14 protein-coding genes are annotated in these 22,553 nt (G+C 47.8%); 4 read left to right on the top strand and 10 right to left on the bottom strand.

The genetic code is table 11. The annotated features are described in order from the left end of the window. Positions 1 to 67 precede the first annotated feature (67 nt). The 4 genes from Q1Q15_RS14000 to Q1Q15_RS14015 all read right to left on the bottom strand — a co-directional run bounded on the left by Q1Q15_RS14000 (position 68) and on the right by Q1Q15_RS14015 (position 6,038). Positions 68 to 328, bottom strand: a complete 261-nt coding sequence (locus tag Q1Q15_RS14000) for an antitoxin VapB family protein (protein WP_300461035.1) — start codon at positions 326 to 328, stop codon at positions 68 to 70. 94 nt (positions 329 to 422) lie between these two features. Further along, entirely contained in the window at positions 423 to 2,561 is a 2,139-nt protein-coding gene (locus Q1Q15_RS14005) for a YjbH domain-containing protein (RefSeq protein ID WP_300461037.1), read from the bottom strand. Continuing rightward, positions 2,545 to 5,589 (bottom strand): SLBB domain-containing protein, encoded by a 3,045-nt coding sequence (locus tag Q1Q15_RS14010; protein ID WP_300461040.1) that lies wholly within the window; start codon positions 5,587 to 5,589, stop codon positions 2,545 to 2,547. Before Q1Q15_RS14010 ends, Q1Q15_RS14005 begins: the two co-directional genes overlap by 17 nt. A gap of 116 nt (positions 5,590 to 5,705) precedes the next feature. Continuing rightward, a complete protein-coding gene (locus Q1Q15_RS14015) occupies positions 5,706 to 6,038 on the bottom strand; it encodes a hypothetical protein (protein ID WP_300461044.1) in 333 nt (110 codons plus the stop codon). A 464-nt stretch (positions 6,039 to 6,502) separates the two neighbouring features. Here Q1Q15_RS14015 and Q1Q15_RS14020 point away from each other — a divergent pair, with 464 nt between their 5' ends. From Q1Q15_RS14020 to Q1Q15_RS14035, 4 genes are read left to right on the top strand one after another with little or no spacing between them, the layout of a single operon-like run. Next, positions 6,503 to 7,237 (top strand): hypothetical protein, encoded by a 735-nt coding sequence (locus Q1Q15_RS14020; protein ID WP_300461046.1) that lies wholly within the window; start codon positions 6,503 to 6,505, stop codon positions 7,235 to 7,237. After that, positions 7,237 to 8,454 (top strand): type II secretion system inner membrane protein GspF, encoded by a 1,218-nt coding sequence (gene gspF, locus Q1Q15_RS14025; protein ID WP_300461049.1) that lies wholly within the window; start codon positions 7,237 to 7,239, stop codon positions 8,452 to 8,454. Before Q1Q15_RS14020 ends, gspF begins: the two co-directional genes overlap by 1 nt. After that, positions 8,455 to 9,762, top strand: a complete 1,308-nt coding sequence (locus tag Q1Q15_RS14030; protein ID WP_300461052.1) for a HEAT repeat domain-containing protein — start codon at positions 8,455 to 8,457, stop codon at positions 9,760 to 9,762. Next, positions 9,759 to 10,400, top strand: a complete 642-nt coding sequence (locus Q1Q15_RS14035) for a type II CAAX endopeptidase family protein (protein ID WP_300461055.1) — start codon at positions 9,759 to 9,761, stop codon at positions 10,398 to 10,400. Before Q1Q15_RS14030 ends, Q1Q15_RS14035 begins: the two co-directional genes overlap by 4 nt. Here the strand turns inward: Q1Q15_RS14035 and Q1Q15_RS14040 are convergent. The 6 genes from Q1Q15_RS14040 to Q1Q15_RS14065 all read right to left on the bottom strand — a co-directional run bounded on the left by Q1Q15_RS14040 (position 10,397) and on the right by Q1Q15_RS14065 (position 22,547). Next, complete coding sequence (locus tag Q1Q15_RS14040; RefSeq protein ID WP_300461058.1) at positions 10,397 to 12,442, bottom strand: C10 family peptidase; 2,046 nt, start codon at positions 12,440 to 12,442, stop codon at positions 10,397 to 10,399. The two genes, Q1Q15_RS14035 and Q1Q15_RS14040, sit on opposite strands and share 4 nt — an antisense overlap. Positions 12,443 to 12,466: 24 nt before the next feature. Next, positions 12,467 to 12,961 carry a GNAT family N-acetyltransferase gene (locus Q1Q15_RS14045; RefSeq protein WP_300461061.1) on the bottom strand — a complete coding sequence of 165 codons (495 nt, stop codon included), beginning with the start codon at positions 12,959 to 12,961 and terminating at the stop codon, positions 12,467 to 12,469. Then, positions 12,955 to 13,239 carry a DUF1778 domain-containing protein gene (locus Q1Q15_RS14050; protein ID WP_300461064.1) on the bottom strand — a complete coding sequence of 95 codons (285 nt, stop codon included), beginning with the start codon at positions 13,237 to 13,239 and terminating at the stop codon, positions 12,955 to 12,957. The genes Q1Q15_RS14045 and Q1Q15_RS14050 overlap by 7 nt, the downstream gene beginning before the upstream one ends. A gap of 400 nt (positions 13,240 to 13,639) precedes the next feature. Continuing rightward, the gene (locus Q1Q15_RS14055; protein WP_300461067.1) at positions 13,640 to 17,692 is read right to left on the bottom strand and encodes a hypothetical protein; all 4,053 of its coding nucleotides are present in this window, start codon (positions 17,690 to 17,692) and stop codon (positions 13,640 to 13,642) included. 43 nt (positions 17,693 to 17,735) lie between these two features. Continuing rightward, on the bottom strand, positions 17,736 to 19,301 hold the full coding sequence (locus Q1Q15_RS14060) for a hypothetical protein (protein WP_300461069.1): 1,566 nt from the start codon (positions 19,299 to 19,301) through the stop codon (positions 17,736 to 17,738). Between the two features lie 129 nt (positions 19,302 to 19,430). Further along, positions 19,431 to 22,547, bottom strand: coding sequence for a carboxypeptidase regulatory-like domain-containing protein (locus tag Q1Q15_RS14065; RefSeq protein WP_300461072.1), 3,117 nt, complete (start codon positions 22,545 to 22,547; stop codon positions 19,431 to 19,433). Positions 22,548 to 22,553 lie beyond the last annotated feature (6 nt).

Below are 22,553 nucleotides of genomic sequence, written 5' to 3' on the forward strand. Positions count from 1 at the left end.
TCATCAACAATGTTACCATCACCCTTCATGGCCAGTGAATAAATGTTGGTGTCTATCAATACCTTTTTCATTCCCAGAGATCCTGGTCGATTTTGCGTTGCCTGGTTATTGAATCATTTATTTTTTTGAACTCATCATCGCTCCATCTACCAAACAGGTTATCCAAATCGTCATATCGGCGTGAAAATTTCTTTTCTTTATTAAATCCAAGACTTATTTTGATAAACTCAAGAATAAGATTATTAACACTCTTGCCTTGCTTTCTTGCAACTATTTTTAATTTTTCAGCTACTTCAGGTTCAACACCTCTAATGGAAACAGTCTTCATAAACGCCCCCCTAAAACAATGTCATTTTATGATTTCATATTAATGCTATCATATGCCATCATATCGATTTTGTCAAAAAAGCCAACAGCTCCGCTTAAAACTTCCTCATGTCGTTAAGTGTTCTTTTGGTGTGGTTCGGGGTTGACCAGGGACTCATTGGATACAGCGAATCCGGCTGCCGCACCATGGCGCCGGGGTCACGGGTAAAACTGTTTATGGAATAGCTCAAATGACCGGGTTTGTCATTGGGTTTAAAGATAGAGAGGGGAAACCGGATATAGACCCCTTTTTGATCGGTACCCCTGTTTTTAGGGGATTGAAAAATATCTGTATCTGTTTTTGTGTACCAAGCACCAATAGTAAAATATTTGAAGGATCGTCTCAGATCTATTTGAAATCCTAAATCTCCAGCCAGGAACCGACCGATGGTCAGTCCTGCTTCAATTCCCTGGGAGGGTAAAATCTGAGAATAAAGATTAAAAAATGCTGTAGAATACCATTTGTCCGGGTCGTCTCTTAATTTAAAATTATTGTCCGGGTCCCTTTTGCGGACAAATTCAGACTCAAATCCTGCCCCCCAGAGTCCATCGTTAAAATACCGGAAGACCTCTGCACCAAATCCTGCATAGGCGGATTCAAATATCCCTGCGGCAAATCTTCCCTGGACAGACAACGGAAGGTTGACTTTCTGCTCCAGGGCCAGCTGGGATATCCTGATGGTTGATTGGGCTTCATAGTCCAGCAGATCGGTCCTAACCGCGTTTTCCTTTTCCAGGGGAACATAATCCAATTCGTCATATTGATTGAACAGGGTCCATTGAAGCTCACCAAGGATATCACCGCCGTACCAGGGTTTGTATCCGGCTTTAGCCCTGAGAAACCCCTTATGTTTGAAAAAGCCTGTTTTATTATTCACAAATGTCTGTATTTTGGGGGTGATGCTATAATTAAACCTGTCATCCGGTTCATACACCATTTTTGACGGGGTAGAGTCTTGTTGAAAATCTTTCCAGTTTTTGCCTTTGTAAAGATTAAGGTCAGAAAATGTGAGCAGTCCGTCTTTGTCAAGAGTGCTGTCCATAAAAGAATTAAAAGCACTTCTTGAAGTTTTAAAACTTTGCAACACGGTGATACCATCTTTTATATTCAGATAAAATTTTTCAATACGAAGGGGTAAGATTTTATCACAGACCATGGCCACATGACCAAAAGATCTTGCATTAGAAAGGTGAAGCGTGTTTTCATACTCAACCCACACAGCATCTGCGGTGCAGGATGCAGAGACATTTCCAAATCCCTGTTCACCCAATTGCTTTGCAATGAGGGCGGCGAGTCTTTCATTATCAGAAGTTTCGGCCTCCCATTTAAGTTTCTCTCCCGGGGTGTAGGGTTTGGTTTTTTCCCATGCCAGCATGCCTTCTGGTTTTAAGGGGAACTCAAAGTCAATACTGCCAGCAAAGGTATCTCCCCTTAAAAAAGCGGCTGTTGCATGGATATGGTCTGTCAGTTTATATTTAATGCCAACATTAATCGGAATAGATGAATCATCCTCTTTGAGGATGTTACCTGCGCTATCCCTGTATCCATAAGTGTTTGCTCTATCAATGCTGGAATATTCAGCTGCCAGGGTAAGTTTAGGGCTAACATACCACTCGATCCCTCCAAAAACACTTGTCGCTCTGAAAGGATCAGATGTCAAAAATGATTCTGCTGAATCAAGACCGCCTGTTCTAAATTCACCAGCAAGGATTCCCTGGCCTAAGCCTATTGTCACATCGACATTACCGAACATTTTTGATGCGACCACATAACGTGATGGAAACAGGCCTGTTCCCAAAGCATCATAAAAGCCTGCTGAAATCTGGGGGAAAAATTCATTCTCTTCGAGTAAAACCACCCGCATCCCTGCACTTCTGTCTTTATTAGCACCATAACTGTAGCCGGGAAAAGCTTGAATGGTATCTACTCGGGTAAACTGCCCATGGAATTCGAACCGGTCAAAAATTCCTATCGCCCCACCATAATAACGCCAGGGGTCTGCAGTACCCATTTTAAGCCGCACTGTCCAGTCGGGTTTAACCCGGGCTGTTGGCATTTGAAAGATGCCGGTATACGACTGCAGCGAACCCAGTGCCTGGGCATTTGATTCCCAGGCCATCACAGTTGTGGAAGAGAGACAAACAGCGAGAGAAACAAAACCGACTATGAGACTTTTGTTACAGCGAAAGGGCAACAGCGACTCCGGCTGTGGTGGCAATCTTAAATATAATATCTGCGATTTCTGATATCATTTTGAGATAGGGGACTCGTTCAAGGTCTTCAGGAACAACAATGGTGTCACCCGGCATCAAAACCGTGCTGCCGAAGCTTGAAAAAAATCCGTTATTCTGGGACATGGAAAGGATTTCACCATTTGCCTTTAACAGATACATGTAATCTTCATCCGCTGTTTTGGCAATCCCGCCGCTTTTTGCCAGGTAAAAATCCAGATCCCGGTTGGGTTCATAAAGAAAAGACCCTGGAGAATAGACACTGCCAACCACGGAAACAAAAGAGGGTTTTGAAGGAATATCAAGGATATCTCCATTCTTTAACCTGAAATCATAGAGACTGTTTTTAAAAGACGCTAAATCTGCCAGTTTAATGGCGATCCGGCCTTCCGCCTTAATGGAGGAGAGCTGCTGTAACAAATTTTTGGCTGTCTCTCCTGTCACTTCTGCGGCAGTTACATCTTCTGCCGATACCGCGGTCTGTGCCATGTTAGAGGAGGCCTTTGTGACGGACAATTGCAATCTTTCGATCATTTGATCAATGCTTTTTTGCTGGATAATCCGGGCTTTTTCTGACGTGTATTTCGCCCCGTAAAAATAGGCATATTCAGAAAAACCACCGGCTCGTTGGATCAAATCAGAAACCTTTTCACCTTCTCTAATGCTGTAGGTTCCAGGATAGGCCACCTCACCTGTGATGGCGACCTTTTCTACCAGGGTCGCATTCTTGATATTGGGAACCAGGATTGAATCCCAGGGCTCTAAAAGGAAGTCACCATCCTGGTCATTGTTCAGCATAATATAGTCTGTCTGGACCCTGTCACCGTCAATGAACTGTCTGGCAATTTCAATTTTTTCTGTTCGCGCACCAAATTTAAGCCCCCCGGCCAGGGCCAGGGCATCTTTCAGGCGAAGTCCGGGCTGATACGTAAACTCGCCTGTTTTCCAGACCGCCCCTTCCAAAGAAAATGTTTCAGCAATACCCAGTTCCAATCTGGACAGTATTTTAATTTTATCAAAGGGCTGAAGTTCAGCATCATACTCCCCTTTGAATACCTCTGCCAGAGGGAATCGAATCGAAGTGGTCCGGGTGGTTTTAGGATCATACCGTTCAATCAGTCCAAACGCCATCATTGCATCGGGTTTTAAAATATCTTCCGGTTTTGGCAGATCCCTGGAAATAAGGATTTCAGATAATGTCATGCCGGAATAATACTTCATTCGTTCAGGAAACCAGACATGCCCTTCAAGGCTGATAAAATAATCTTCGAGCTTGGGAACCCCTATTCTGTCTTCCGACTCCAGCACAAAATCAGCACTGTCTGTCAGATTCAGTTGAATATACTCGGTTTCAAATTTTGTACCGGTTTTGATCTTTCTTTTTATTTCTATGCGATCTGTCCTTGCATCGGTCATTAAACCACCGGCCAGGGCCAGGGCATCTTTTAACTTCAGCCCAGATTTATACTCATATTCCCCCGGTTTCCATACCGCGCCGGTGATGGCAAAATTTTCACGGATACCAATGGCAGCTCGTGAAAGAATTTTTATCCTGTCAAAGGGATGAAGCGCTTCGTCATATTCCCCTGTAAAGACTTTTGACAGGGGAAATTGCCGGGGGGTCACCCGTGTTGTTTCCAGATCATATCGATAAATTAAGGCAAACGCCATGACGGCATCCGGCATTAACAGCTTTGGTGCCGTAAGAACATCTGAAAGCTTCATCCCGTCTTTAAATTGGAAAATATCCGGTATCCAGACATGGCCTTCTAAATTGACCACATTGGGCAGCTGTGATAATGAAAATGTGAGTTCCAGCAGATCTCCATTTTGAATGGCAATTTTTTTCCACTCATTGATCGATTTGCTGTTGATATCGTTTACGACAAAACTTTGATTGTTTTCAAACCGGCGCAAATAGATGCGCGAGCCAAAGGCCTGGGGTAAAACATTGCCGGCCAGGCGCACAAGGTCTTGAACATTTTTTTCGCTGGTTATTTCAAAGATCCCTTCATTGTTCACCGCCCCGGCAACGGCAGCCGTTTTTCCGATACCGGGCACAAAAATGACATCTTTATTTTGAAGAATTTCATCTGCCCCCCTGTTGCCCTTCAGGAGCAGATCATAAACATCCAACACCTTTATTACTTTTTTGGCCCTGTTCAATTTGATCTGTCGTAAAGTTCCGGATTTCTTCACCCCACCGGCAGCCAGCAGACCGTTAAAAATGGTTGAAAAAGACGGAACGATGTGCAATCCCGGATTTTCTACAGCCCCCACCACATAAATTTCAAGGCTTCTCAATTTCGTCAGCGTAACACTGACATTGATCCCCTGTATATATTTCTGGGCTTCTCGTCGAATGATGGATTCGACATCCCCATATTTCACCCCTGCCAGTTGGACAATGCCGATTTTGGGAACATTTATCGTGCCTTCCCTATCCACTGTGACCGAGTATTCTGCATCACTGCCGCTGCCCCACAATCGGATAAACAGTTGATCTCCTGTTCCGAGAAGATATGCCGGATCCGGCACAGCCAGGCTTGACGGCTGCATTGTGGCAGACCTGAAAATATCATAACCAAATTGATTTAAATGACCACTGAGGGTGGATGAATAGCCTTTCCGATACTGCTGTTCAATAATGGAAACATTGCCTGAAACTATATCTTTCGAGCCGTTCAGATCGGGTTTATCCTCGTTTGTTTTTTCCGTTCCTGATGCATCGGTTGTTTCCGTGTCACTGCCCAGTTTGTTAGCAATATTCTCAGCATCCGATGGGGCATTTTTTTTCTGTGATGGCTCCTGGACAGACGTGGCGTTTTTCAGCTGCTCCATGTCCTCGGGGGACAAATTTTCAATAATACCGGGCGGCAGATTTTTCATATCTTGTGCAGTTACGGTCTGGCCTTGATATTCCATTGCCAGGCAAGTCGTAACAACGGTGAACATACCCAAAAACAGAATGATCCATATTTTTTTAATCATAAGCGTACCATTTAAAACAAAAGGATTGATTAGGAAGGAAAAATCCACAAAAACCAGTATCAGCGAGATACGATTTTTGTGGATTTATTTAATTTTGGAATTTTGGGAAGTTTTCTTTAATGACCGGTATGACCGGTATGACCGGTATGACCCGCATCATCATTATCATCAGTGATGGTGGAAACAACAACACCAGCAACAACAGCACCGGCAACAACAGCACCGATAGTTGCAGCAGTAGACAACCCCAAACCAGCACCAGCAGCACCAGCAGCGCCACCTGCGCCTGCAGCACCACCTGCAGCACCACCGGCACCTGCACCTGCACCTGCACCTGCATCAGCACCAGCAGCAGCGCCACCAGCAGCAGCATCGGCAGCCATGGCCGATGGCGCACCAATACAGAATACCAACAAACAACTTAACAAAATAACAATCAGCTTTTTCATTGTTTCCTCCCTACATGATTTGATTTTTCTATGTATATGTATATGTATATGCAAAATATTTTTTAATATTTATGAAAGTATTAACTGTTAGACTTACATAGCAGTCTCTTGGATAAAAATCCATATTTTTTTATTTTTTTATGTCAAAAAATCGCCAATGGATAAATTTTAAAAATAGCTCCGCCCTTTCAACTACATTGATCATGTAACTTAACTTACTGTTATGATTGATATTTTATTTAATTTTGCAAATAAGCGTTACTTCATATTCGTTTATGGTTGCGCCTTCCCTGGAACACTTCAAGGATATCTCTATTCCAGTAAGATCTTATATTCAAAAAACCCGTGGGGGTCAAGAGAAAATGATTTTCTAAAAAAAGTTTAAATTATGTGCTTACCCGCCACCATTTATGGTATATCACAGCAAATGAAACGTTTGAAAATATGGAAAAAATACAAAAATAATGAACAAAAATATTTATAAACCGATTGTCTTAACCACGCTGGCAATAACAGGATTGGCGCTGATATATTTAATGGTTACATCCAGAACCCCACCGGATACTAAGACAGAAACACCTGCCCATCAAAACAAAAAAACCTATCGGTATGCAAAACCGTCCCAGCGCATTCGAGGGTTTCAATACGATGGGTACGAAGCGTCTCACCATTTATTATCCATCCGCAGCAGCCAGGTTACGATTCGCAGAAAAAAAATGGGGTTTGTACGATTTGCCCTGATCAAAGAAGCCCTGTTTGAGGAGGGACACATTAAACTTTACATGCCTGTTGACCCCCAAACGGCCATTAATCCCGATACGGATGGGATAGCTGACCCAGCCGGTCTTCAGCGAGCACTGGGGTTGATGACATCAAAAGACAGCAAACTGTTATCCAATTTTAAAAATGTTTCTTCGATCCTGATCCGTCCGGTGATCATTGAGATGTATAACGATAACCGCCTGGCCACCTCGATCTCCGGAGGATCCTGCGCCATCAGTTTAACCCGGCGCAACATTATTTTTACCGGATCTGTCATTGTTATTTCCGGGAACCGCAAATTGATGCTTGACAGGCTGGCGTTAAACCCGGAAAATACCCTGCTGACGGGGACCGATTATGTTCTTTATACCCCAAAAGGGAAAACCGCAGGCAAGCAGATCACAACGGATTTGAGCCTGCAAAAGGGGTTTGAGTAATGCCTGTTTATGAGTACAAAGCCTTAAACCGGAAGGGAAAACATATTGCCGGCTTAATTGATGCCGACTCCACCAAAACCGCCACCTTGAAATTGCGGCGGACAAAAATATTTCCCATCTCCATGACCGAGGTCACCACCCGGTCCGGAAATCCTAAAAAAACCCTTTCATTTGCTTTCTCATCCATCCGGACCTCAGAAATTTCCATGATGACCCGGCAGCTGGCCACCCTTATTGCAGCGGGTTTTCCCCTGACTACCGCTCTGCACACCCTGCTGCCCCAGACCAAAAAGGAATCATTTAAACGCATCTTGTCTCAAATCAAAGATTCCATTGAGGAAGGCAGCAGTTTTGCCGGTGCCCTGGCACAATACCCCGGCATTTTTACCGCCGTTTATATCAACATGGTCCGGGCCGGGGAAGCCTCGGGTACCTTGGAGATTGTTTTAGACCGGCTGGCGGATATTTATGAAAAACAACATCGATTGAACCGGAAAATCAAATCTGCCATGGCTTACCCCCTGTTGATGACCCTTGTGGGAACCGGCGTTCTTTTCTTTCTGTTAACGGTTATTGTCCCCAATATCACCTCCATCTTCGAAGAAATGAACCAGTCGCTTCCCATGACGACCCAACTGCTCATCAATACCAGCCACTCGTTAAAACAATGGTGGTGGTTGATTCTGGGGGTCATTGGCGGGGTGATTTTTTCCTACCGTATGATCATCAAAAACCCCGTGGTTCAAACGGCTGTGGATCAATTCATTTTAAAACTGCCCCTGCTTGGCGAACTGGTTCGAAAGATATCAGTGGCCAGACTGACCCGAACCCTGGGGTCGTTGCTGGAAAACGGGGTGTCGTTGCTGGATGCCCTTGACATTGTACAGAATGTGACAGGCAACACCATCATTGCAAATGCCATCATGGAGGCAAAAAAAGAGGTGGAGCGGGGCCGGGAGTTGGGGGATGTCTTGAGCCAAAACCCGAATTTTCCTTATCTGGCAGTGCAGATGATAAAAGTCGGAGAACAGACCGGCAATCTTGAATCCATGTTGAAAAAGACCGCCCAGGTATATGATGATGAGATCGAAACCACAATTATCGGCATGACCTCCCTGCTCGAACCGGTGATTATCCTGGTAATGGCGGTTGTCGTGGGGTTTATTGTGCTGTCCATCTGTCTGCCCATTTTTGAAATGAACCAGTTGGTAAAATAAATGAAAAAACCGGTGGGCATTTTTTTAGCCAGTCTGGCCGGTTGTGAACTCCTGGCCTTTTCGTTTGTTTATCACTCCAACCTGGACCTGTATCAGACCCTGACCGATTTAGCCCAGGCCGGACACCGGGTGGTGCCCACAGGATCAGTGCGGTCATCCCTGGCACAGGTGATGCCTGCGGTCTACGGCAGCCTGTTTGTTTTATTCACTGCCGGTATCCTTATCTCGTTGATCCTTACCGGTTTGGCCATGATGAGGAAAAAATCAGATGTTAAACCGTCGGGAACGGGCTTCATCTATTTTCTCCCCTTCCTGACGGCATTACTGGTGTCAGGGCTGCTCCTGGTCACCCTTACCGACCGCTCCATCTTCCTGCGAACAAGGGATTACCTGCTGCTGTCCAACACGCCGGGCACGGCCCTGAACACGTTTTATTATACCTATACCCCCTATGCGTCCCAGGCCATCAATCCGCCGGTTAAACGACCGGTAAAGTCCTGCTGGATTGATCCTGAAATTCCCCATCAAAACCGTCTGGCTTCACAATTGTCCCGGTTTGGCTGGTTCACCACGCTTAAAAAAAACCACACAGCGTTTCGCATTGAACCGGCGCAAGACCATACCCTGATCTTTTGGCGTCACCAGAAAAAAATCTTGTCAGTATCTGTTGATGATTTCCATCAAGATCCGGGCCAGTATCTAAAACAATATTCTCAGCAAACCGATGCTGCTCTGTTTGTTCGATTTCTCTGTGCAGCCGGTCTTTTTACGGGATTGCCCCTGTTTTTTTTTCTGGTGCTGTTCTGGTTTTTTTCCCGGGTCTGCTGCAGATTTATATCAAAAAAACCGGCCATGTGGATATCCGGCAGTATGGTGGCCGGGGTCACCTTGATCATTCTTTTGTATTTAGCCCCGGGTAAAGTGCCCAACGACACAGAAGGCATCCAACAATGGCTTTTGTCCCCCAACACCCGGACAAGGATTGAAGCCCTCCGGGCGATCTATTATCAAAGCCGGGACATCTGGCAGTTCCCGGCGTATGTTAACCACCCGGGCAGTAACAGGTCCCGTGCAGAAAAATACTGGCTGGCCAAAGCGTTTTCAAGATCTGCATCGACAAAAAGCATCCCTCATCTTAAACAGCTGATCCAGGCAGATACCATCAATGTTCAATCTGCTGCCACCAAAGCCTTGTCAACATTCGAATGTGATCGGGCATCTGCAACAATTTTCATGGATTTAATGGATACCAGCCCCCACTGGTATGTACAGCAGGCAGCCTACACTGGGTTAAAAGGATGTCCATGACAACAGATTCTTTAAAGATTCTTAAACTCGCCTGCAGGGCTGTCTTGATCCTGTGTGCTTGTGAGGCAGGCGCTCTTGTACTAAGCCCTTTCCTGCCGCCCCTGGCAGCCCTTGCGATAACACGGTCCACCCAGATCATTGGTTTGCTGTTACTTTTATGGCGCACCCCCGGCGGACTTGCATTTGCCGGACTATCTCAAAAAAAAGGGATCTCAGGACTCAAAGCAGGCATTGTCTGGTCTCTTGGGTTTGCCCTGGCAGCGGGGATCACCGGTTTTCTGCTCAATTTGACCGGCATCAACCCGTTGTCAATGGCCCATTCACCCGTCCCCCCGGACAACCAATGGCTTTTTTTTCTCACTGGTGGATTGATCAGCCCCGTGGCAGAAGAAATTTTTTTCCGGGGGATTTTATATTCTGTTTTAAGACGGCTGGGGGTGGCAGTGGCCGTTGTTCTATCCACCCTGGTGTTTGCCTTTGTTCACGGTCCCCAGGGGGGACTGCCCGTGTTTCAATTGGTGGGGGGCCTGGTGTTTGCCCTCTCGTTTGAGGTTTCCAAAAGTCTTGTCACCCCCATGGTCATCCATGTCCTGGGAAATCTGGCCCTGTTTTCCATGGCTTTGATCCCATCCCTTTAATCCCCATCCCAGAACAACGCCTCTTCAATTCCGATCCGGCCATCCCCATTGGCATCATCTGTACGGTCAAAGGCGGGTGTATCACCAAGGCAGGTAATGATTTTTAACGCCAACAGTTTATCTTCAAGGCTCACCTGTCCATCATTATTGATATCCCCGGCAGCGAACAGATGTATTTGTGTCAAATCAATTCCCATGAGGTCGGCAACCTGTTCAATGTCGGCATCGGCCTGGGGAGCGGTTACCTTTATGACATATGCATCGTGGCTTCCCTGGGTATACGAGTAAGAACTGTACCCTGACCGCAGGGAGGCGGAGAGGGTATACCGGCCAAAGGGAAAAGAATGTTCAATGGCCGGAGACAAAGGGGTATCCGGGCCATCGGTATCGGGAATGACAATAGTGCCCTGGCTGTCCCGGACACTGATATAAAATGCCTGGTTGCTGTATCCCCGATCCCCGGTGATGGCACAATCGCCTTCAAGTATGGCGGTATGGGTATTGATATCTTCCTGATTTTCAAACAATCCCTTTATGGTCTGCGCTCGGCCAAAGGTCACATCCTGATCCGCCACCATGACCCGGAAATCGGCTGTAACTGATTTACCACCGGCCTGGGCCGTGATCCGGACCGTTGCAGCTTTATTTTGGCTGCCCGGAACCGGCTGGATTGTCAGGATATCATTGGTGATATCAGTGGTAATCGTTTCGGTATTACTTAAAATGGTGGAAAAAGTGACGGCATCGCCATTCTCATCCCTTGCGTCCAGGCGTATCAAATGAGGGGTGGGTTCATCGGCCGGGAGAAAAATATCCTTGAAAACCGTGTTGAGCTGGGGTGCAATATCCGTGGAAGGAGGCTGTGGGGTGACACAATCCGGGCCGGAACAGGGTTTGATATTGTATATCATCTCCAGGTCGGGTTGAAAAATATAGGACGAGGTGGTTACGGCTTGATCCAGAAAATAATAGTCATCATCCAACCCGCCCCACCCCATGTTCACATGGAATTTTCGGCCGGTGGGATCAGATGCATACCCGTCCACCACCACCATATGGCCGGGAAAGGACAGCAGGACAGGCAATTCTGCATCAATCTGGCCTTTCAGTGTGGCAAAAAAGGTTTCCCCATTGGTGTTGTCCATGGAAGACAAAGCATTGGCATATCCAAAAAACCGGACAAAGTCGTCCTTGTGCAGATAAGCGCTGGAGTAGGTCAGGCCGAATGTCGTGTGGTTGACAATGGCCAGGTCTCTTATGAGGATGGCCACCTCATCCTGCAGGTGGTCGGCCATGGCCATGCCCGAGTCATCGGGCATGTTCGCCCAGTAATAAGGGTGCTGTAAAACAGCTGATAAGGATTCATTGTTCCATGCATAGGTTGTGGCACCGGCACCTTGATCCGGATATCCATGGTATTTCATCACCTGGGCCACTGCAATGTTCACACAGCCTGCCAGGACAGACTGGCCATCAATTTTCGGCAAAAACTTGTTATACGGATACCCCTGGTTCCAGGTGGTGGTCAACAAATGGGTGTCCGGCGCATAGGACAGGGTCCTGCGATCTGCAGGATCGGTATTCAACAAAAACGCCCAGGCAGTTTCGGCCCTGGTTTTTTCCGGAAGGCCCAGGCTCGTGCGTTGAGTGGATTGGGTTTCGGTTTCCAGGCGCGCGTAAAGCTCTAATTCCTGTTCAAGAAATTGCCTGTAGGCAACTGGAAGGGAGGTATACGCATTCTTAAGGGAATAAGCCTTTACCGGAGAAAATGACGGGGAGGAAGAGATCAACAGGTATCCCCCATCATTCAGGTCCATTACCCAGCCTGCGAGAACAGCGGATTGTGACGAGTCCAAACGGTTGCTGTTCAGGGCAGATGTTGCAACAATGGTTTTTGCGCTGCCCAGAAACCCCAGTAAGTTCTTAGCCGCAAGCGTTGCCTGGTCTTGACTGGTGAGTGCCAGGGCGGTTGAAAAAACACCCGCCATCCAGTAAAAAACCAGTCCCAGAAAACACTGCCGTGATCTTAAAACAATTGACATGCCGCTCCTTGGATAAAATTGTCCTTATTTGTATTGAACCAGTGTCTGTATCGGAAGAAATAATAACAGCGGCTTTCCGCTGAGGGAGATAAATCCGTATAGTTCATAATATTCTCTGGTATGATTATCCTTCACGTCGACAAAGAGCCCTATTATTCCAACATTTTCTGAAATAAGAATGACTTTTTCAACAACACTGCCGATCAAATGATTTCCATATCCTTTGTGCTGTTGATTTTTTGAAACAGCAAGTCTTGCCAATGTTAACCCAGGGACTTGATCCGGATATTTTTTAGCGATAGTCGGCGGCAAGTAATCCGTTTCAACTTCACAGATTGACAGGGTGTAAAACCCAAGAATTCCTTTCGGGATTTTATCATTAATTAATACAAAGGTGCGGGACATACCTTTGGAAATGTGCTGCCGGGCTGTCTTTTGCAAAAAAGTGTTCAAGGGGGTGTTTCCACAATCAAACTGTTTTCTGTTATGCGATTTATCCAAAAGTTCGATCTTCAGCATTTCAGATCCTGTTTGTATTGTTTCATTGTTTGAGCCAGTTTTGGATTAACCTTTGGCGGATTCTCAATCAATTCAAACAGGTGTTCCGCAGATTGTTGACGTAACCTGATTTTATTATCCTGTTCAATAATGGCCTGGGCTTTTTCAAGGGCTGCCTGTACCAGAAATTGATTTAATGTCGATCCCGCGATTTCCGATGCCTCGATTAATGTATTATAAACGCTTGGTGATATCCGCGCTGAGACACGAGCGGTTTTAGTTTTAGTTTCATTTTTCATTTTCTAATCCTCTACTGATCATTTGTATTTGACTCAACTTTCGGTCTTCAGCTTTAATGGACGGGGTCAGGCTTTTTTTATTGTGCTTTTTATCATTATTTCATGACTATACGGGTAAAAAGTGCCATAAAGAAAGCCTGACCCCAGGCAGAAATGGCCAACCCCGAAAGTTGAGTATTTGATAGTCCATTTCACACCTGTATTGCACATTATATGTGTTTGGCGCCATTTTGGCAACAAAGACTTTGTTTGCATGGTATCAACCAGGTTTTAAATTGCAAAAATGATCCGAATCATTACAGCTGCTATAAGAAAGCCTGACTCCATGTAAAATAAAAAAGGGGCGGCATGGTCATCCATGCCGCCCCCCGGGTTTTAAAATAGAGTCTTTCCTATTTGTTTAGTTTGTGTGTTGTTTCCGGTTCACTGCAATCAACATACCGGCTGCAAGTATGGCCATCATGGAAATCCATGCCATCATATGGTGACCGGTTCCAGTGGACGTCAGCGAGCCGATGAAACAATTGTCGGAATCACCACCTGTACCCAAGACAGCAGACGCGTTTCCAATCCCCACAATATTGGCAGACCAGTCACAGATTTTTGCTTTGACCGAACTGTTAACACCGTTGTAATTGATTTCCTGGATATCAGCCCTTGGCACTTCCGTCCACTTGGCCAAACCATCGTTATAATACCACACGGCTTTTCCACCCTTGTCGATGGCAATGGCATCGTCCAGGGAACAAGGAACCTCAATGACGGCACATCCCTCGTCGGTCATTCCGATAAGGTCCCATTTGATGCCGGATGTGATGGGACTGGCACTATCTGTTACAACCGTAAGGGCTGATGCATCAGACGCTGCTATGCCGGTGACTTTCCCTGCCCCGGATGACGGTAAAATTTTCAGTTCCAGCGTTTTGGTGCCAACGGTAACCGTCTTTGTGCCGCCGGATACCGGAATTTCATCCGCCGCTAACGCTGTGCCCATGGTCACCGACACGGTCGTGTACGGAAAACTGTCGGCCGTTATGGCGGTGGCGCCATACAGGGTCGCGGTGGATGCGGTGATGGTATAATCTCCAGGTGCCGGGGCTGTGGCAAAGTCAAATTTAAAATCACCATTTGCCGCGGAATCAATCGGTCCTTTTGCCAGTCCTGATTCGTCAAACAACGACACGGAAGACACGACACCATTGGTCACATTCCCCGAGATGGAGGTCGCAGATTTAGACAATTGAATCTGGCTGGACCCGTCTGAGGCAAGGTCATCAGATGTAAAGTCTTCGGTGACGTATGTGTCTTTTTCAGCCTTAAAGACGATTTTTGTATTTTCAATGACCGCCTGGGAAAAAGAGAAGACCCCGTCAGCCCCTGTGGTATCGGTCAATCCTTTGAATCCGGCAGGGCTGGTAATGGTCACAATGGCATTATTTAATGCAAACCCGTCAGTATCTGTAACAATGCCTGCAAACGTGGTTTGCGTCACCGGGACAATGGTGATATCCACCATGGGCGGATCCGTCAGGTCCTGAACCTCAAACTCCAGGCTGTAGTCTTTATCGCCCGTATCTGCGGTCACCGTGTAATCACTGGGATCAAAGGCATAAATGGCGGTATTTGATGCATTAAACAGCGCCGTAACCGGTGTGTAGGTTTCTGCATCATCCAGGCTGTCAACGGTCACGGTATAGGGAACCGCATTGGCGGCACCGGTGATGGTGAACGCGAACGGTGCTGCATCAGACATGATGGATATCTTTGTGTCATCCGGTTCAATCACCAGCGGCACATAAATCTTGAAAGATTCGGCGTTTGTGCTGATGCTGTCTGTCACCGTTATCGTATAGTCACCGGCAAAATTACCGGTTGACGGTGCGGTAAATGTATAGGTCGACAATGCCCCGTCAACGACACTGGCCCCTGCCGGGTTGATATATGTCCAGGTATACGTGCCGTCACCACCGGTGACTGCAAATTCTGCCGACGCATCCCCCGGATCAACTGTCACGGTATCGGTGGGCAGATCAGTGATGGCCACATCATCATGGGCAGCAATCGTTGCCGTTGAGGTTTTTGTGCCTTCGGTTACGGTGATGGTGGCATCCCCGGCCGCGGCCACGGTAAATACCGCCACGCTGTCATTGGTGCCACTGGGTGTTCCCAGGGACCCCACACCCGCATCTCCGCCGACTGCCCAGGTAACGGTTCCCTGGGCGCCTTCAACCGTTAAGGTGATTGTATCACCAATACGGGCATTGGACGCTGCAGGGGATACAGAAAAGTTCACTATGTTCAATGTCACTGGGGCGGATGTAAGCGTTCCATCCCCTGCAATAACAGACACCGTTGTTGGCGCAGGCACCGTCCCGGCTTTTGTTGTAAAATCAGCCGCAGCTTTTCCGGCAGCGATTGCTTTTGTCATCGTTGTCCAGGCGGCATATGCCACGCCGGCACCGCTGACCGTATAGTCTATATTGCCGGCAGCCGCAGTCACGACATTATCATATGTATCCACAATGGTGGCGGTCAGGGTTGATGTTCCCTTTCCATCACTGGCCACCGTGTTTTTGCTGGCAGTAAGATCGATCTTGGTTGCGGCGGCAGCAATAACGGTACCATCAACTGTACCGGTGACACTACCTGTGGTTGCCGTAATCTTATGGGCACCAGCGGTTGTTAATGTAACATTCAATTTTTTCACGCCGGCATCACCAGGACCAAATGCAACGGGTACCGGCAGGACGGCATTCGGATCTGTCGCCGTGATGGTCACTTCACCGTCATGCGTAAGCATTGTACTACCGTCTGCATCTTTGGCCGTTATGGTTATGCCATTCACGGCACCTGCAGCAGGATCAAACGCATCAAACACGACCGTATAGCTGTCTAAGGGGCCGGTGGCGGTAATCGTGGCGGTTGCATCAATCCCCCCTTCACTGGCCTTGATGGTGGCTGTTCCGGATTTTGCCACGGTAAAGACAACATCCGTATCATTGGTTCCGGTGGGTGTTCCCAGGCTGCCAACGTCTCCGCCGGCAGTGATGGACCAGGTAACAGGTCCCTGTGCACCCACAACCGTCAGGTTAACGGTATCACCAATGCCTGCGTCTGTGGCTGCTGGAGATATGGAAAAATTCACAATATTCAATGTCACTGGGGCGGATGTAAGCGTTCCATCGCCTGCAACAACAGACACCGTTGTTGGCGCAGGAACCGTCCCGGCTTTTGTTGTAAAATCAGCCGCAGCTTTTCCGGCAGCTATTGCTTTTGTCATCGTGGTCCAGGCGGCATATGCCACGCCGGCACCGCTGACCGTATAGTCTATATTGCCGGCAGCCGCAGTCACGATATTATCATATGGATCCAGAAGGGTGGCGGTCAGGGTTGATGTTCCCTTTCCATCACTGGCCACCGTGTCTTTGCTGGCCGATAGATCGATCTTGCTTGCGGCGGCAGCAACCACGGTACCATTAACCGTACCGGTTACACTGCCTGTAGTTGCCGTAATGGTGTGAGCACCGGCAGTTTCCAGGGTAACCGCCACCGTTTTCACACCATTCTCACCAGCGGTAAATGCAGATGCTGCAGGTAATGTGGCTGAACTGTCTGTGGCGGTTATGGTAACCGTTCCATCGTGATTTGTGATTATATTTCCACCGACATCTTTCGCCGTAACCGTAATATTATTGCTTGCACCCGCAGTAGAATCAAATGCGGTAAATGCCACATCATAGCTGGCCAGCGGTCCGGTTGTAGCAGTTGCCGTAAACACGGCATTGGGAAATCCTGCCAGGGACACGGTCATGGTTTGCGCCCCCACGGCAGGTCCAAGGGTCCATGTGGCCGTTGCCTTACCATTTGCATCTGTGGCGGAAAAAGCGGTAATCGTTCCATCGCCCACAGCGGTCGGTGTTTGGCCAACAACTGCATCCCCCAGATCATCAACAACCGTCACTTCCAGATCTTTTGCCAGCACAGTGCTGTAAACCTGGGATTGTGCATCACCATCTGTTTTTGTCATGTTGCGCTGGCTGGCGGTCAGCGTAAACAAAGGAATCGCCTGAAAAGGTCCGGCATCCAGTGTGGCTGTTGCATCACCGAATTCAAAGGACTGGGTACCGGCGGTACCGGATGTCACCTCTATTTTTATAGTATCTCCATCTGCCCATTGAGCAGTGAAGTTACCCATATTGATGTTGACGACACCCACACCCTCGGCATAGGCAATTTCACCAATATCAGCACCACTGTACGTCGCCACCTGGCCACTGTTATCAGTGACCTTGATAACCGTATCTGCTGCGGATGGAAAAGTCACTGTGTCTGATTTAACAATTGGCCATAACACTGTTTTGGCTGAATTCAATGCAAATGCAGTTCCCATTGCAAAATACAAGGATAGCAACAATATGAGCACTACCTGTATTTTCAACTGTTTAACGTTCATTCATCAATCTCCTTTTTCAAAAATAAATATAAAATAATATCACCTAGGGTGTATAAGTTCCGTTGCCTGATAATTGAACGAAATAGCCTTGTGCACCAATATCCAGACTAAAATCAAACAAACCCGTTCCATTAAACACAACATACGCCGTCCCGTATCTTTGATTGACCGCATCCCAACCAAATATCTGTGAAATGTCAAGGCCCGTATCCGTATTAAGTTCTGAATCAAAATCGGCTGCCATTACCAGGGTATTCAATTTGCTGTAGGGTGCAGATAATAGATTGAGACCAGTGGCCACGGAGATGGAAACATACTCACTACCTTGAATATTTAATGTGCCGGCACCATCGGTTTGAACAAAATAAGACGCGCCTTCAACCAGTTGGAAATCAAACAATCCTGTCCCGTTGAAAACAACAAATGCTGTCTGATACCGCTGGTTTGCAGCGTCCCACCCAAAAATCTGGGATACAGACACACCTGGGTTTGCGCTCTCAATGGCCCCTCTCAAATCAGATGCCATGCTCAGCCCGGTTCCACTCAAAGAAAACGGAACAAGATTCAATCCGGCTTTGTATGAATGTGTTATCGTATATCCTAATTGTTCAACGGTGATGATGCCACTGTAAATGGGAGAAGCTCCGGCGGTTTCCGCTTTGACCTTAATCGTCCCGTCGGATACACCGGTGACAACAGCCGTATATGCGCCGGCTTCAACCGTAGCAGCCGCTGAAGGGGTAGTACCATCTGCTGCATCCACAATGGTCCAGGTGTAGGATTCAGCACCGGCACCGGCGATTTCAAAGGGTCGGGTATTGCCAATTCCCAGCGTCAGGTCCTCTGGCGGGTCCATGAATTTACCGGCGATAACCGTAAAGGTCACACTGGCGGCATCGGAAATATTACCGGCGGCATCTTCAAACCAGGCATACAGGGTCTTGGACCCCGTCCCTGCCAAGGGATAGGTGAGTGTTTTTGTAGATGGATCTGTAAAATCATAGGCGGTTGCCGTGTTAAACGACCCAGACGTATTGACAAAAACGGCAGTGATATCGGACCAGTCCCCGGTTACCGCAATGGTGACCGGGCTGACAGATGTGGTGTCGGCCGTCTGGCCGTCAACCGTTTCATCAAGGGAGATGGTTGCACTGGGGGGAACATTGTCAAAGGTATAGGGCCCGGCAATGGTATCCTCACTCAAGGCGATCCCGGGAGCAGCCGGCAAGGTACTGTAAACGGTCTTCACATGAAGATACCAGGCAAGCCCGTCACTGGTGCCGAACTGGGCATCTGCATCGGTTGAGATCACAATTTTAGCGGTATGGGGAACACTGGTATCCCCTGCCCCCAGGTCATTGTCACTCAGGGCAAGCTTGGAATTGTTCCAGGTATACACATACCGTAACAGATCATATCCGGTTGTATCTGCCGTTGTAGGCGTAATGACGGCATCAAGATTACCCTCCGGGATCAGTTGCGGGGTTTCACCCGTGCTGGCATCGTCTATGGTGATAGACGGTTCGAATTGAGCGTACAATACACCGGGCATTAACATCAACACCAGTGTAAAAACAACAACTAGGTTTGAAATATTTTTTTTAATCATAATGATTTTCCTGAATGTGTTTCATTAATATTAATATCAAATTGAAAAACAAATCATAGTTTCAGTTGAATTACCTGCTTTTATGTGTGGTTTGACTGCGGTAACCCGTACCGCAGTCAAACGACTTGATTAATTTTTGGTTAATGTAATGTCCACATTCGCTGTTGTAGTGTTAACCGTCGTGGCATCCGCATATACGCCGGATGCAGCACCGGAAACATAGTATTGCAACGGGAATGTTCCCATAAGATCCTGGGCAAACACTTTATAATCCACACCAGAGGTGATCTTAATGGTGTAGTTAAACGTTTTGCTGTCCCCGGAATCCGCGGCCTTTACCTCATGCACCAGATCTGTTGCCGGATCATATGCACCGGCAATAACGATGGCCGTGGCATCGGCTTGAGACAGGGTGATGGTTCCTGTAATGGTGGCAATGGTCGACACCGTCACTGCGTAATCGGTCTTGTCCGCAGTGATGGAAATGGGGCCTTCCAGAATTTCAGGTTTCCCGTCTCCCGGCAGCACCAGGAGGGAATAGTCTGTGCCGTCGGTAACATGGGTGAAGGTAAACGTACCGGTGGCAGAGGTCTGAACCACTTTCTGATACTTGGTGTTGCTGCTGAACAGCAGGGCATATGCACCGACCACCGGCGTGCCCGTGACATCTTCTTTGACCGTACCGCTGAATGTCCAGGCAGTGACCGGAATCGTCAACAGCATGTCATGGGGCAATGTTGAACCTGCAAGGCCGGTGGTCACCACTTCCGCCACGTAGGGCGCATAAAGGGTTCCTTTTGCGACCTTTATGATATGATCACTGCTGGGTTTAAGCCCCCTGAACTGGTATTTGCCCAGTTTATCGGTCTTTACGGATTTCACGTATCCATCACCGGCAAGGGTCACGGTGGCTCCTGCCACAATGCCATTGGCATCAGACACCTCACCGTCGATGATGGCACCCTTTGTCATCTGTATTGTGGTGGCAGTCAGATCCGCCAGCACGGTTTCTTCCTGGGATTTCGGAAAATAATCCTTGTGGGAGGCGATCAAGGTATACACCCCTGACGGGATATCTACCAAGGTATACGCCCCTGAAGCATTCGTGTAGCTGGCAGATCGTAATTTGCCGCCATTGGTTTTCACAATATCCACCCGGGCGCTGGCAACCGGTGTATCGACCACATCTGCATCCATGACAAATCCGGTGATCTCATAATTCTGGTCCACGATGAAATCTGCCGCCGCAGTCGTGTCTTTGGCCAGTACCACGTTTTTCACAAACTGTCGTGCATACGGTGGTGGCGGCAGGAGTCCGACATTGTAAGTTCCCGGGGTCATTTTTTCAAACAGATAGGCACCGTCACTGCCCGTCCGGGTCACAAACGGCAGCGGGACATTGGCGGTTGTGTAGAGGCTCACCAGATAATGGCCAAGGGGTATCCCCCCTTTATCCAGGGAACGATTCAGTGTCACATGTCCTGACACTTTGGCCGTATCCAGAACGGGAATGGCCACCGGAATATCGATATCCGTGACACTTGCACCGGACACATCAACCCGGGTGGCGGATGCGCGCACGCTGACTGCGACTGGGCCTGCATCCCCCGTACTGTAATAATAAGTTTTGTTCTGATGTTTAAAGAAAACATAATAGTCATCAGACTTGGCCACGGGTATTTTAAATTTGCCGTCAGCATCCGTCACTGCAGAACCGAATTTATAATTGGTAAAATTAAAGTTATTGGCACTGACGGTCACACCGTTCACGGGCGTATCATCCACTGTCACAGTACCGGAAATCGTCACCAGGTCACCGCAGTTAAAGGTAAAATCCTTACCGCCCGTATCCTGATCAGCCGTGACACTCACCGTTGTTGCACTGTCATAGTCTTCTGTACTGTCATAATAGACCGGTCCGACACCATCTCCCACCATGGACAGGATATAATCCGTTCCGGGCAGCAGGTTGGTCACGGTATAGGCATCGGCTCCAGCAGCCCCGGTCACCATGACGGACTTCTGCAGTTTGGTTGTTTCTGAACGAACAAACACTTCAACAACCTGATCAGGACAAAGAGCATCAATTACGCCGGATACACTTCCCAGAGCAAGCGTCCAGTTGTATGTCGCACCCTGCCCAGTGATATCAAAGGCTTCATTTCCGTAAACAGCCCATATGGTATAGGTGTTCACAGTTGGCAGCGGCGGGGTTACATAATTGCCGTTTGCATCCACAGAAGCGGTTCCGATGACGGTGCTGCCGTCCCTGATTTCAATTCTCAGGCCGGAGGGATTCCCGTTATTAATGGTCACTGTGCCGGATTTTGCTGCATATTTGGCAAGGGTTATGGGATCAACTGTTTTGTTTGCACCGGCCACAGCAAATTCCGTGGTAACAAAGCGTTTCTGGTATCCGGGTGTTGTGGACATCACTTCAACTTTATAGGTTCCATTCGGTGCCTTGGCAAATTTATAGCTGCCTTCCGTCACCACCTGGGTTGCCACTTTGAACTCGCCAGTGGTCATGACCTGGATGAGATTGACAACCGCACCGTTTGCAGGCGCTGGCGGCGTGCTGCCCTCGTAGCCAACCGTCCCTGTCACATCATACCCACCGGTAACTGAAATCTGGCCGGGCACAAAGTCAACCGCATAGGTTTGTGCCGCAGTGGGCTCTGCAGCCGGATCAAGACCCGCTGCCACAGCCAGTTCGGTATATTCGGTATAGCCGGCATTGGCAGCCGTATCCGGCCCGATAATGGTTTTTTGAATCCCGATGCCATAGGTACCGCTCCCGATACCGGGTTTGACTTTAAATTTTGCTTTAAAAGCGACAAACGGATCACTGAAAAAATTAGCCGCTGCGGCAGCGACCATGACGATCCCATCAGCGGGCTTGTTATTGAATTGATAATACAGTGTATTGGCAATGGTTTCCGCTGTCGGCGGGTTATCCGGATCATAGGTTGAACCGTCATCAATGTCCATGCCGCCTTTTTCCAGTCCTTCAAAGGTAAAGACAGCCGGGTTATAATTCAGTGTAAACACCAGGCCGTTCACATCACTGCCACCTGCCAGGGTGATATCCAATGTGGCCGTTCTGGCAGCATCGTCTCCTGTATTGCTGACACTGGCATTGCTGCTGAGACTCAAGGTCTTGCCTGGCAGCAGTGCCGCATGACTGAAACTCATGGTCATCAGCAATATTAAACAGATGATAAAAATTTGATTTAACTTCTTCATTTAAAA

It is taken from the genome of Desulfobacula sp. (assembly GCF_030145145.1).
In the GTDB taxonomy this organism is placed as follows: domain Bacteria; phylum Desulfobacterota; class Desulfobacteria; order Desulfobacterales; family Desulfobacteraceae; genus Desulfobacula.

Coding starts and splice junctions, on each gene's coding strand:
- Q1Q15_RS14055 (WP_300461067.1), bottom strand. CDS start 17,692: ATGAACGTTAAACAGTTGAAAATACAGGTAGTGCTCATATTGTTGCTA.
- Q1Q15_RS14065 (WP_300461072.1), bottom strand. CDS start 22,547: ATGAAGAAGTTAAATCAAATTTTTATCATCTGTTTAATATTGCTGATG.
- Q1Q15_RS14050 (WP_300461064.1), bottom strand. CDS start 13,239: ATGAAAAATGAAACTAAAACTAAAACCGCTCGTGTCTCAGCGCGGATA.
- Q1Q15_RS14035 (WP_300461055.1), top strand. CDS start 9,759: ATGACAACAGATTCTTTAAAGATTCTTAAACTCGCCTGCAGGGCTGTC.
- Q1Q15_RS14000 (WP_300461035.1), bottom strand. CDS start 328: ATGAAGACTGTTTCCATTAGAGGTGTTGAACCTGAAGTAGCTGAAAAA.
- Q1Q15_RS14015 (WP_300461044.1), bottom strand. CDS start 6,038: ATGAAAAAGCTGATTGTTATTTTGTTAAGTTGTTTGTTGGTATTCTGT.
- Q1Q15_RS14045 (WP_300461061.1), bottom strand. CDS start 12,961: ATGCTGAAGATCGAACTTTTGGATAAATCGCATAACAGAAAACAGTTT.
- gspF (WP_300461049.1), top strand. CDS start 7,237: ATGCCTGTTTATGAGTACAAAGCCTTAAACCGGAAGGGAAAACATATT.
- Q1Q15_RS14040 (WP_300461058.1), bottom strand. CDS start 12,442: ATGTCAATTGTTTTAAGATCACGGCAGTGTTTTCTGGGACTGGTTTTT.
- Q1Q15_RS14020 (WP_300461046.1), top strand. CDS start 6,503: ATGAACAAAAATATTTATAAACCGATTGTCTTAACCACGCTGGCAATA.
- Q1Q15_RS14060 (WP_300461069.1), bottom strand. CDS start 19,301: ATGATTAAAAAAAATATTTCAAACCTAGTTGTTGTTTTTACACTGGTG.
- Q1Q15_RS14030 (WP_300461052.1), top strand. CDS start 8,455: ATGAAAAAACCGGTGGGCATTTTTTTAGCCAGTCTGGCCGGTTGTGAA.
- Q1Q15_RS14010 (WP_300461040.1), bottom strand. CDS start 5,589: ATGATTAAAAAAATATGGATCATTCTGTTTTTGGGTATGTTCACCGTT.